The sequence below is a fragment of the Dictyobacter kobayashii genome (assembly GCF_003967555.1).
Taxonomy (GTDB): domain Bacteria; phylum Chloroflexota; class Ktedonobacteria; order Ktedonobacterales; family Ktedonobacteraceae; genus Dictyobacter; species Dictyobacter kobayashii.
Window position 1 is genome coordinate 677,277 of sequence record NZ_BIFS01000001.1, and the last position, 12,677, is coordinate 689,953.

Genomic DNA, 12,677 nt, shown 5'->3' on the forward strand with positions numbered 1-12,677 from the left:
TTCAGCATATTACCACGGGTTTTTAGAGAATTTCAGAATATTTAACGCCGACGGCGACTCCGACGATCGCGCTCCAGTGCAATATCAAGCGTCTCATGAAGGCGTTCAAAATCGTCTACATCGAGTTGGAGCTCAATTGCAGGCAAATCCTCGGGGCGTGCACGCCCATCTTCAAAAAGCTGCAAAACCATTACCAACTCAACTTCATCCAGACTTAGTAACCCATCATCTCTTGGTAGATCCAGTGGATTCTCAATCTCTTCGTCTTCATCAGATTCTTCCTCGGTACTGGCTGCACGCGGAATAAACTCAATATTAGTACGGGCACATTTTAAACGACCAGTGATTTTCAGCGCATCTGTCGACATTTCCTCAGCCAGCTCACGCACAACTTCCATCATCTGAACAAAAGCATCTTGCAACTGCTCCAGAGCATCCTCATCATTATCTGCATCCATCTCCGGAGCCAACTCATTATGGCTCTGATTGCTCGGAGTAGCATCTGGTAAGCGCTGACGTGCCAGTTCATTCAACTGCTTTAAAGCCTGGGCAAACGCTGGCGAAAACGAATTCCCATCCCGTTCAGCTGACTTTGTCGCTTCCTCATGCTCACCTTCATCATGATTCTGCACTGGTTGTTCCTCATCCTCATCCTCATCATCGTCATCCCCTGCATCTAAACCGAGCGCCGCCTCGATCATCAGAATCTGCTGGTGAAGCTGCTCCGCTACTTCTCTTGGGAAGTAAGAAATAACACGTGCTTGACGTGAGGCGGCCAGTAATTGAAACTGGGGCCAGTCCCGGTACCGTTCTCGGCCACGCAGATAGCGGACTTCGACCACACCTAGCGTGTCCAGCCGCAGCGAAATTTCCATGACTCCCTCCTCATAAACCGAACGAACCGGCTATTGAATCCATTTGAAATGCTACCAGCCCATAATCTCTTTCCCCATACCAGTCCACCGGTATGAATCAAGAGGCAAAAGCTTGTTTCAGACAAAAAACAGAGACCATTTATAATATATTATCACCCGAACTCGTAAAATACACTCCACACTCACAGCCCTATTCCTGTGAGTGCAAGAAAGTCCCCTTCTAGCATACTTGCCCCTATCATAATCAGGGGCAAGGTAAGAATACACAAGGTGATAGATAGGCAGATGCAATTTGGATATAGCCCGCTTCAGAATATACGCCATAATCATATCACAATGAGGGAGAATTGAGATAATTCTGATGACCAGTTTCCTGATAAGTAAGAGAAGCGGCCCGCCACCGGAGGATCTGACTGCTCCTGCGGCGAGCCGCTTCTCAAGCTTTCTCTATCATCCGGCGTTAGCCCAGAAGGCGGCCAGGCGAGGGCGCACAAGGAGCAAGGTAGTAGCCAGGATCACCAGCAGTATACCCAGTAAGAAGAGCGCCAGGAAGGTTGGAATCCCCAATGATGGGAGGAAAAGCACATGGATAGCAGTGATAATCACGAGTGCCGCTGAACTGAGTACAAAGAAACGGATACGCGTGATGAAGCCCAATAATAGCAAGATGATAGACTCTCCAGCAAGCAGGAGAGAAGGTCCTACATTAGCACGCTGGAAACTAAGCCAGAGCGTAGGGCCGAACAGCAGGGTAGCACCTACAATTGAACAGATCTGTCCAAGTAGCTGATGCTCCTCAATCTGTACCTCACGATTCATAAACGGTGCGATGACGATGAGGTAGACTGCCGGGGTCGTACAAAGAATTGTTAGCTCTGTCTGCCCTAAGGTGTGCAATTCCCAGCTGACAGCCAGGGCACAGAGAAAGCCTCCCGCATAACGAGCCAGGTGCCGCTGTGTCGACTCAGCTTGTAGCTGACCCCACCAGAAGACCAATCCAGCGAATATAAGCAGAGTGGCCGCTCCAATGTGAGAGGCCTGACCATCGTTAACCATGATCACAAATGCACTGGCGACCACCAACAACTGTCCAAACAGTGCGACAGTTCTGGTGAGGCGATCGGCCGCGATTATCTGGGTACGCGGCGCGAGCCATCTCCAGATAAACTGGGCGGCAAACACCAGGCAGAAGAAGATGCTCAGAATGCCCAGCTGGTTCCATTGAGTGGTTGCAAAATGTAAAACAGTCCACGCTGCCAGTAGCGTGACCATGATAATAAGTTCTGGCAAGCGCTCTACCAGCATGATAAGCGCCGCCAGAGCGACAAACATACCCACCGTCAATAACAGCAAGGGTAATGGGAGAGCGACCCGTTGGCTTTCAGCCCAGAAGCAGCTAATAACCGTTCCTCCCAATGCAATGATGTACCAGATCCAACCCCAGTGCTGTATCGAATGGCCAGAGAGAAGCTTCAACAGACGCAAGACAACTATGCCAAGTACACAACACAGCAAGACGCTACTGGCCAGGCTGAAGAGTACCAGCTGGATCTGCATCTGACAGTTGAGCTGGCCAATAGCTGGGAGAATGATGGTCGATCCACAGGTAACGATCGTGGGCAGCAGTAGCATGCCCCAGAAGGCAAAGAGAGCCACCAGCCAGAGTCCGACTGACCTGCGTTCAATCAAAGAGATGCCATAGGCAGTCAACGCAAAGACAAACAGGAGTACTGGCACCGCAGCATAAAAAGGAGCATTGACGCCGTTCAGCCAACCTTGCACACCTGTCAGTGTCGCCCCAAAGGTGGCAGTAGTATAGAGAGGTAAAACAGAGCGCATTCGTAGGCGGCGCTGCCAGGCGGTCCCCTCTTCAAGGCCAAAGCGCACACAGCGAATGCCAACGCCAATGCCCGCAAAGAGCAGAGTCAGGAGAGGCGGACGATAGAGGTCTCCAACCGATCCAGCCGCATAGACAGCCCAGCAGGACAGGACGGTAAACGTCCAGAACAGGATCAATTGTGATATTTCATTGCGCTCAGCGATCCCGGCCAGGTACACCAACAAGGCAAAACAGAGCAATGACCAGGAGGCCGCCTGGCTCCAACCCTGGGCTCCTCCCTGGATACCCATTACAAACGCCGCACTGATCGCCACGATATACCAGGGGAAGGCCCACTTTAAATCGAATAGCCGACTGATCAACACGGCAAGTAGCAAGGCTCCAATAGCTACCCCCAATAACCACCAGAATTGGTTCGTCGGCATCAGCACATTTAATAGTGCAAATCCTGTTGCCACACCCAGCGGCCAGACTTCACGTACAATCACAGCCGCGGCATACCAGGATAGCGCCAGCAAAGCCATCTCGATAGTAAACAATCCAGGCAGCGAGAACCAGGTCTCCAACGTGCCCTGAGGCGCATTATAGTTGAAGAGCGCAAAAGCCACGCTATACAACAGACCCATCACATACAGCGGCCAGGTATGATTGGCCTGTCCATGCGCGAGCACAGACTGTTGAGGCAGCTTCTCCCAACGCGTAAGGCTGGCCGCCAGCAAGGGAATCGCCAGCCCCAGTAGCAGAAACGGCAAGGGTTGCTGTCTCAGTGCAAACAGAGAGATGACGGCAAAAGCTACTGGCAACCAGAGCCAACTATCTAGCTTCAAGTAAAAGAGTAACGCATAGGAAGAGACAACATACAAGAGCAAAAGGAGGATTAGCTGCTGGGCCGGGAGCCCAAAACTCAATACCATAGACTCACAGGCAATCCAGAGGGCCAGGATTGCCAGGGGATATGACCAGGCTTCACTGGTCTGACGCCGGACAAATGCGGCGGCTACAGCACAACCGATAGCAAAAGCAGACAAACCCCATCCTAAAGAGCCCTGGGTCCATAAAAGGATATTGATAAGCACCAGGTGGAATACCAGGCCAGCCAGCAATAATAACCAGCACCAACGAGCCACGGCGTGCCCGGGCACCCGCCGCCAGCCAACATGATTAAGTACTACACCAAAGAGGACGGCGCACCCAATCGCCAGCAGCAATAATTTTAGCGGCAACCAGCTATCAACGATAAAGGAACTAATAAAACTTACATGTGGTATATATGCTTGTTTGAGTGCTTCGATTATCAAGTTGGGATCACTAATAAACGCAGTCAATACCACCAATGCAACAATCAGGATATCCAGTTGTATAGACACAAACTTGATAGGCCATGAGCGTTGAGCGATGTTGCGGGCCCCAGCCCAGTAGAGGATAGCGACCAGTGTCATCACCAGCATATAGACAGGCGTTGCTGCCTGAAAAGTATAAAGGAGACAGAATACAAAGGCCAGAAACAGATATGGGACCAGACGACTCAAGCTATAGCGCAGAGAGCGCCAGATGAAAAGACAGACCCAGGCCAATAAGAACAGGACAAAAATCGTCAGGGACAGGCGCATCTCAATGTCAGTAGTATTATGCCAATGCTGGGTGACCAGGAGCTCAATAAGATAGAGCAGCCCACCCAGGCAGAGTGGTCCAATAATAGCCGTATACATCAATGCCAGTCCAGGCTGGCGCAGTATCTCCAAACGCTCATTACCCACTTTCGGGCCAGTCGGGCGTGTGACGAAGTAGAGCATAGGGAATGCCAGCAGCAGAAAGGCGGAGGGCCACCACCAGAGACTCAATGATAAGGCAGAGGCAATGGCAAGGTCCGTAACGGCCAGCGCCACCGCTCCCAGGTAGCCGAATGGCTTAAAACGTTGATAGATAGCCAGCGAACTATAGGCAAGCGTGGCATAGGCAGCGGAGATCGCGATCAGTGTCGAGGGCGATAACTGCGCACGGCTGACCAGTCGATAGAACGAAAAGCCAACCAGAGGTATCTGTAAAGCAAAAATGGCGGTGTAAATGATGGAAACCGTACGCATACTGGAAAAACGAAATGTAATGGCGCCGGTAGCACCAAAGAAGATATGCACGCCTAAGAGCACCAGGAGGGCCAGGAGCGCATCAGAAGTGGAAGCAATAAAGCTCAAGGAGCCGACCAGAATAAGAAATGCGCCCAGTGAGGCAACGATATTAATCGATTGGTCAGCGAAGAACGCATGAAAGGAAAAGGTCTGTTGTGGTACAGCGGAAACCACCGGCGTTAATGGCTGGTTAGTCGGGACAGCCGGGCTCGATGGCACCGGCACTGCAGGTCGTTTCGGCTCCAGCGGACGTACGGATGCGGCAACAAACTGGGGCAGCACGGCAGTTGGACGGCTCACGTTCTGTGCTTGAGCATTAGCCTGAGCCTCCACACCAACCAGATAGTCCAGACGGCGCTGGTAGCGGCTCAACAGATCAGTAACGGTGATTGCCGCCCCACCATGGGTGGCTACCCGTGCCAGATTCCGGATCGTCCCACGCAGATACTGCTTCTCTTTAGAGAGTTCGACTGGATAGCCACAGCGTGGACATTCGTCTTCACTCCCAGGAATGGGCAACCCACAGCAATCGCAACGGGAAGCGTGCAGTTGCATAATATGACTCCTTTATATGTCACAACATGTTTTTTCTAGAGGTTTTGATATAAACAAAAAAGATACAGACAAAGATGATAGTTCCAGTGTACTGTGCTCAGAGGATACTCAGCAGTGTCATATGTCCTATTTCATCCTTGACAAAACGCAATAAATAGGTTAAGCTTTTTTTGCTTAGAAAAGAAAGAAAGATTTCAACTTCGAGTAGTCCCCTATTAGAAGGAGTTTGACTGTGGTGAATTTACAATGGCTGCGCCTCCATTATCCCGCTGGACAGCTTTTGATCGCCCACAGTCGTACTATGCTCATTTTTGCGGGAATTTGAAGTACTAACCACATTATGCCCTTAAAAGCATTCTATTGATCTATACGACTGTGGACGCCCCGGAAGAGGTCCACGGTTTTTTTCTGCCTGTTTTTTAGCCCCACACACATCTAATTGCCGTGGCATATCCGGCTTACTGTTTTTGCCTGGTCTCTGGTCGCCCATTGTCGCCTATTCAGGAAAGGAGTCCTTCCTTATGCGAGTCCCGCTTAAAGATTATCGGGAGCTCTTATGGCGCTACCTTGCACCTCAACATATACGCGTGTTCTTACTCGGGCTATTGCTTTGCGCAGATATAATATTGCAATTGATCAATCCACAATTTCTGCGCACATTTATCGATACCATTACAGCCAGCGGCCCACAACCTTTTCTATTGGGGTTAGCGATCCTCTTTATGGTGGTGGCATTGATCCAGCAGTTGATCACCATTGCCGCGACCTATATAAGCGAGCGCCTCGGCTGGAGCGCCACCAATGCATTGCGCGCCGATCTCGCCTTGCATCTGGTACGTATGGATATGTCGTTTCATAAAACGCACACGCCTGGAGAACTGATCGAACGTGTTGATGGTGACGTTACCAACATGGCCAACTTTTTTTCTCAATTCGTCATCAAGATTCTGGGTGGCCTCTTGCTTTTAGCAGGTATCCTGGCCGTGCTCTGGTATACCGAATGGCATGTCGGCCTGGCCTTGAGCATCTTTGCAGTGGTCGCACTGGTCGCCATTAATAGTGCGCGCGGCATCGCCATCAAGCCCTGGAAAGCCTTTCGCCAGGTGAGTGCGGAACTTTTTGGCTTTCTGGAAGAGCGCCTGCGCGGCACGGAAGATATTCGTTCTAATGGAGCCCAGCCCTATATCATGCGTCGCCTGTATATGCTCACGCGCGAGCGGCTCCGCTCCGGCACGCGGGCACGTCTTCTTTCATCTATCCCCTGGAGTCTGCCGATTCTTTTCTTTGCCGTGGCCTATATCATTGCCTTCACCTTGATCGCGTGGCTCTATAGCACAAAAAGCATCAGTCTCGGCATCGCCTTTCTGATCTATTACTATACCCAGCAACTCTCACAACCCATTATGATGATCTCTAACCAGCTCGATGATTTTCAAAAGGCCAGTGCTGGCATTGTGCGGGTACAGGAGTTGATGAGTACCCACAGCCAGTTAAAGGATGGTCCGGGTACACCACTGCCTGCTGGACCATTGAGTGTGGACTTTGAGCAGGTGCAATTCGGCTATGGTGAAGAAGATATGGTACTGAAAAATGTCTCTTTCCATCTCAATCCAGGTGAGGTACTTGGTCTACTTGGCCGTACCGGTAGTGGCAAAACCACCATCACGCGCCTCCTCTTCCGCCTTTATGATCCAGCGGTCGGCATCCTCAAATTGGGTGGAGTGGATATCTCCCAGGCGAGCATGGCCGATCTACGACGCCATATTGGGATCGTCACCCAGGATGTGCAGTTGTTTCACGCGACCGTGCGCGACAATCTGACCCTCTTCGATACCAGTATCGCTGACACACGCATCCTGCAAGCATTACAAGATCTGGGCCTGACCGATTGGTTTGATAAACTATCCGATGGGCTGGACACGATGCTGGCCGCCAACGGCGGGGGACTCTCAGCTGGCGAGGCACAGCTACTGGCCTTTACACGTGTCTTCTTGCACGATCCCGGCTTGATTATCATGGATGAAGCTTCATCGCGCCTGGATCCCGCCACCGAACAGCTCATCGAGCAGGCCGTGGATAAACTACTCAGTGGGCGCACTGGCATCATCATAGCCCATCGCCTGGGGACCGTTAAACGGGCAGATACTATCTTGATTATGGACGCAGGACAGATCGCGGAATATGGGAAGCGCAGCGCCCTACAGGCGGATACCGCTTCTCACTTCGCGCAATTACTCCTGACAGCACACGAAGCAGAGGTACTGGCATGAAAACCTGGAAATTCTTCGCGAGTCTGGTCCGCTTTCAACCCTGGAATTATGCCTTCAATTGTCTCGCAATCATTATTGTCTTGCTGGCTGAAATGATACCAGGATTGGTTGGTCAACAGTTCTTTGACCGTCTGACAGCGCGACCAGCGGTAGATATCGGGCTCTGGTGGCTGATCACACTACTATTATTCGCTGTTATGGGGCGCATCGCAGGTATTGTGAGTTGCCAGCTTACCAATTCACCATTTATTCTCTGCAATACAGCCCTGTTGCAAAAGAATATTCTGGCACGCATCCTACAATTACCGGAGCACATGCCCTCCCAGCCTCTTCAGGAGAAGCCATCAGTCGCCTGCGCGATGATGTCGATGAAAATGCCGTCTTTCTGATGGCCTTTAATGATTTGATCGCCTTTTCTACCTTTGCCGTCATTTCAATGTTGATTATGTTGCGCATCAATGTTGTGATTACCCTGGCCATCTTTCTGCCACTGGTTGTCATTACCGCGATAGTAAATATTGCCAGTGTACAGATCAAAAAGCGACGCGGTGAAAATCGCAAGGCGACGGGCGATGTAACCGGCTTCCTGGGTGAGCTGTTCGGGGCCGTCCAGGCCATCCAGGTGGCCAATGCCGAAGAGCAGGCCATCCAGCATTTTCGCCAACTCAATCAGAAACGCATGGATATGACTGTACGCGACCGCATCTTTGACCAGGTCTTACAGTCCTTCTTCGCCAATACCGTTAGCCTGGGAACCGGTATGATCTTATTGCTGGCCGGCCAATCGATGCATGCAGGTACATTCACGATCGGAGACTTTGCCCTCTTCGTCTACTATCTAGGCTGGATCACCGAGTTCACCACCCAGTTTGGCCTGGTCCTGACACGCTATCGCCAGGCCGGGGTCTCGGTGGAGCGCATGCTTACCCTGCTCAAAGGCGCTCCCGCTCACACGCTTGTGCAGCCCGGACCGATCTATACAAAAGGTCCATTTCCCGAGGTACCAGATCTCCCCAAAATTGGGAACGATCGACTCCAAATATTGGAAACCAGAGACCTGACCTATCGTCATCCTGAAAGTGGACAAGGATAGAGCAGATCGATCTACGCCTGGAACAAGGCTCCTTCACCGTGGTTACCGGACGTATCGGCTCGGGCAAAACAACCTTGCTACAGACATTGTTGGGCCTCTTGCCCAAAGAGAAGGGGAGCATCTACTGGAACAACCAGCTCATTGATGAACCGGCTAGCTTCTTTATCCCTCCTCATAGTGCTTATACTTCGCAGGTACCGCAACTCTTCAGCGATAGTCTACGCGATAACATTCTTCTGGGATTACCAGAGGATGAGCAGAGACTACAGGAAGCCTTACGGCTGGCGGTGTTGGAACCAGATCTCGCCGAGATGGACAAAGGTTTGGATACACTGGTCGGACCTAAAGGTGTGCGCCTCTCGGGTGGACAGATCCAGCGCTCGGCTGCGGCACGTATGTTCGTGCGCCCGGCCAGTTTACTGGTAGTGGACGATCTTTCCAGTGCCCTGGACGTCGAGACCGAAGCGTTGCTCTGGCAACGCATCTTTGAGCATCCCGAACATACGGTACTGGCAGTTTCACATCGACGCGCCGCGCTACGCCGGGCAGACCAAATTATTGTCCTGAAGGATGGTAAAGTTGAGGCCCGGGGGAAGCTCGACGATTTGTTGGCCCATAGCGATGAAATGCTACGCCTCTGGCAAGGACAATATAGCCTCCAACCCGGCACAGAGTAGCCCTTTTCAACACAAGCGACGAATACGCATTCGGCATTTTAGCTCTTGTTTATTCTAGTAGTGAGACTATTAAATCGTTAGTCTCACTACCAGGATTTTTCTAATCCTTCTTGAGAAAGGACATATGTATCTCATGAGAAAAAATGACGATCAGTCGCTTGATAATGCCAAAACGAACTTGATTGAGATGATCTCTGCCCAGCGTGCGCGCCGTACAGTTCTTAAAGGTGCCGTTGCCGGCCTGGCCTCGCTGTCAGCCCTGGGAACGAATGCGCTAATCGGATCTGGGGCGGTATTTGCACATGGCTCACGCTCAAAGCTTCAGCATATCCTTGATATTGCGGTCACAGCCGAACAATTAGCTGTCACCATTTATAGCAATGGTATTGCCAATGCCACCACGCTGGGCATCTCAGGCGACGACCTGGTCTATCTACAGGCCGCCCTGGTAGAAGAGCAGATCCATGAACTATTCTTTGAATCCTGGGGTGCACAACCTCTTACCAGTACATTCAGCTATCCAAATGGCACCTCCACGTTTACCGATCTGTCAACATTTATTGCAACACAACAACAACTGGAAGGTTACATTGCCTCGGCCTACCTGGCAGGCATAGCGGAAGTGGCTGCAATTGATCAGTATCGACTGGCCCAAATCCTGGCTCAGATCGCTTGTATCGAATCAGAGCATCGTGTACTGGGTCGCATCATTATTGGCTCTAGCCCGGCGAATAATTATGCTTATGCACCGGTACTGATTAAACAGGTGGAAGATGTACCCAGCGTATTATCCTCTGCAGGGTATCTCAGTCCTACCTCAAATAATACATATATGTATGTACAGGTCAGTACTAATTACCCTGGAACTGAGTATCGAACCCCATACATTACCACTAGCAATCCCAATAGTAACAATTGGGGCTACAGCAATGGTAGCCAGCCTGATTCAGGTGATGGCGCCGCTGTCCGGGTAAAATTCTAGTCGATCAGTCTGATGTTACCAGCACATGATGGTAGGCTCTATACTTCTACCCTACCCATCACATATACCCGCTGGTATAGAGCCTTTACCCACCTCATTGGTAGTGGTGCGACACATACGCATTCACTACCACGCTGGGACATCAGTCTGGTTGCTCTTCTTTCTGATAGAGATAAGCTATGGCACCATCCAGTGGCACGGCATAGCCCGAGCAGAGCGCACTTAATATCAGCGCACTGTATTGATCAGCCATACGGGTAAACGTTAAAACATCCTTGGTGCTAAACCATTGATGGGTCCATTGCAAAGCTGAAAGTACAAACAAGCAGGCCAGCAAGGTATCGGGAACACGGAAAACCTCCTCCTTTACCCCGGCCACAATCACACGATAAAAGTATGCCTCATATGTCTCACGCAGCGCCTGGATTTCCTGACGATGTACGTCATCCAGAAAGAGCCAATCGCGTAAAAACACCAGCACATACTCTCGATCCTGAGACACAACTTCCAGATGGCGATAGACCAGTAAATGCAACTGCTCAGCAGGCGAAATAGTGCGCGGCACAGTACGGGCCTGCGTCAAAAACAAGCCAGCCGCGCGCGATACAATATGCCAGAGCATATCTTCCCGGGTGCCAAACAAACTCGTTACATGGGCCTCGCTCAGCTCTAGGGTACGTGCGATATCACGCATAGCGGTACCCCGATATCCTTGATCGCTAAACAACTTCACTACCATCAACCACAACTCTTCTTTATTGCGCATCCTCGCCCCCCAACCAGATCAGCATACTAAAAAATCTATAGCGAATACATATCCGTCTTTCCTACTATTAGCAATACCATCAACCACCCTATAAACGGAAGAATCACAATCAGACATGCTTATTTTCAGCATGCCTGGGCTTTTTCATGTTCCTCTTTGGCGCCTGCGGCGCCAGGTGGAGAGTGTGGAGAGTGTGTGCTGGCTTGTGATCTCTCTGCGAGCTCTGGACGACCAGTAAAAAGCCCTATCAGCATGCAAGCAACCTTGTTGCCAGGGACAGAATAGAGTATAGTAGTGAGGTAATCACAAGCTAAATTTTAAGAGAGAATACTAATGAACCCATTCGATAGAATATTCACCCGTTACCGTAACTTCCCAGAAGTCGATATAACCCAGGGCCGTAGCATCGCCTTCTCGCGCAGCACAACGCGCAGGATGATGGAATTGATCGACGCCAATGGACATGGCAATGTGCATGGCGGCGTTATCATGCGCATGGTCGACGAAGCTGCCGCCATAGTCGCCATCAAACATAGTCAGAGCCCGACCGTCGTCACTGCCCGTGTCGAACGCTTTGACTTCCTGGCTCCCGCCTTCATTGGCGACGTGGTCTCTGTCCATTGCACCATGCACTATGTTGGTAAAACCAGCATGGAGGTTGGCGTCGAGGTCACGGCAGAAGACCTGATCAACCGCGAGATACGCAAGATCGCCAGCAGTTACGTCATCTATGTTGCCCTGGATGAGAATCGCAAGCCACGACCAGTCCCACCGCTGATCCCGGCCGACGAAGCTGAGGCAAAAATCATTGAGCACGCTCGCCAGCGCCGCCTGCGTCGCCAGAAGATCGACGAAGAATTTAAACAACTGCAAGCTGAAAACGACGCGAACAAATAAAAAAAGCGGGTCTCTGTTCGAGGACAGGGACCCGCTTTTTTTATTTGTTCGCTTAACCGCTAGAGGCCCAAAGACTCGACGGTCTCCAGTACTTCATTGGCATGGTCGTCGGGCTTGACCTTGCGCCATACCTTACGCACAATGCCGTCTTTATCGATCAAAAAGGTCTGACGATCGACCCCCATATACTTCTTTCCATACATGCTCTTCTCTTTCCAGACATGGTACTGCTCGGCCACCGTTTTCTCGGTATCAGCAAGCAATGGAAAAGGCAGAGAAAATTTATCAATGAACTTCTGATGGGACTTTACGCTATCTACGCTGATGCCGAGCACGACTACGCCACGCTGCTGCAACAGATGATTGGCATCACGGAAAGAGCACGCTTCTTTCGTACAACCCGGGGTATCATCTTTTGGATAGAAATAAAGGACCACATTTTTGCCTTTGAGGTCCCCTAGATGCACCTGACCATCTTTGACAATATCTTCACTACCGATTGCAGGTAAAGTAAAATCGGGAGCAGGCTGCTGCTCTTGAATTTCGCTCTCGCTCATAAAAACACCTCTCAACATCTCAAAATAGAGTAATTAGCT

The 12,677-nt window shown here is 50.9% G+C and carries 10 protein-coding genes; 6 read left to right on the plus strand and 4 right to left on the minus strand.

Annotated elements, in window-relative coordinates; all coding sequences use genetic code 11:
• Nucleotides 1-41 precede the first annotated feature (41 nt).
• Nucleotides 42-875: a hypothetical protein gene (locus tag EL645_RS03010; protein ID WP_126548663.1), complete on the minus strand. Its 834-nt coding sequence runs from the start codon at nucleotides 873-875 to the stop codon at nucleotides 42-44.
• A gap of 450 nt (nucleotides 876-1,325) precedes the next feature.
• Nucleotides 1,326-5,396: a hypothetical protein gene (locus EL645_RS03015; protein ID WP_126548664.1), complete on the minus strand. Its 4,071-nt coding sequence runs from the start codon at nucleotides 5,394-5,396 to the stop codon at nucleotides 1,326-1,328.
• Nucleotides 5,397-5,917: 521 nt separating this feature from the next.
• On the opposite strand from EL645_RS03015, the gene EL645_RS03020 reads away from it, so the two are divergent.
• From EL645_RS03020 to EL645_RS03035, 5 genes are all read left to right on the plus strand, one after another.
• The gene (locus EL645_RS03020; protein ID WP_126548665.1) at nucleotides 5,918-7,666 is read left to right on the plus strand and encodes an ABC transporter ATP-binding protein; all 1,749 of its coding nucleotides are present in this window, start codon (nucleotides 5,918-5,920) and stop codon (nucleotides 7,664-7,666) included.
• Nucleotides 7,663-8,055, plus strand: coding sequence for a hypothetical protein (locus EL645_RS42295; RefSeq protein WP_246035259.1), 393 nt, complete (start codon nucleotides 7,663-7,665; stop codon nucleotides 8,053-8,055). The genes EL645_RS03020 and EL645_RS42295 overlap by 4 nt, the downstream gene beginning before the upstream one ends.
• On the plus strand, nucleotides 8,055-8,759 hold the full coding sequence (locus EL645_RS03025; protein ID WP_246035260.1) for an ABC transporter transmembrane domain-containing protein: 705 nt from the start codon (nucleotides 8,055-8,057) through the stop codon (nucleotides 8,757-8,759). The genes EL645_RS42295 and EL645_RS03025 overlap by 1 nt, the downstream gene beginning before the upstream one ends.
• Before the next feature lie 38 nt (nucleotides 8,760-8,797).
• Complete coding sequence (locus tag EL645_RS03030; protein WP_161977064.1) at nucleotides 8,798-9,436, plus strand: ATP-binding cassette domain-containing protein; 639 nt, start codon at nucleotides 8,798-8,800, stop codon at nucleotides 9,434-9,436.
• A gap of 133 nt (nucleotides 9,437-9,569) precedes the next feature.
• A complete protein-coding gene (locus EL645_RS03035; RefSeq protein WP_161977065.1) occupies nucleotides 9,570-10,418 on the plus strand; it encodes a ferritin-like domain-containing protein in 849 nt (282 codons plus the stop codon).
• Between the two features lie 142 nt (nucleotides 10,419-10,560).
• Here the strand turns inward: EL645_RS03035 and EL645_RS03040 are convergent, their stop codons facing one another.
• Nucleotides 10,561-11,184, minus strand: a complete 624-nt coding sequence (locus EL645_RS03040) for a TetR/AcrR family transcriptional regulator (protein ID WP_126548669.1) — start codon at nucleotides 11,182-11,184, stop codon at nucleotides 10,561-10,563.
• A 333-nt stretch (nucleotides 11,185-11,517) separates the two neighbouring features.
• On the opposite strand from EL645_RS03040, the gene EL645_RS03045 reads away from it, so the two are divergent.
• The gene (locus tag EL645_RS03045; RefSeq protein ID WP_126548670.1) at nucleotides 11,518-12,081 is read left to right on the plus strand and encodes an acyl-CoA thioesterase; all 564 of its coding nucleotides are present in this window, start codon (nucleotides 11,518-11,520) and stop codon (nucleotides 12,079-12,081) included.
• A gap of 59 nt (nucleotides 12,082-12,140) precedes the next feature.
• Here the strand turns inward: EL645_RS03045 and bcp are convergent, their stop codons facing one another.
• Nucleotides 12,141-12,638 (minus strand): thioredoxin-dependent thiol peroxidase, encoded by a 498-nt coding sequence (bcp, locus tag EL645_RS03050; protein WP_126548671.1) that lies wholly within the window; start codon nucleotides 12,636-12,638, stop codon nucleotides 12,141-12,143.
• Nucleotides 12,639-12,677 lie beyond the last annotated feature (39 nt).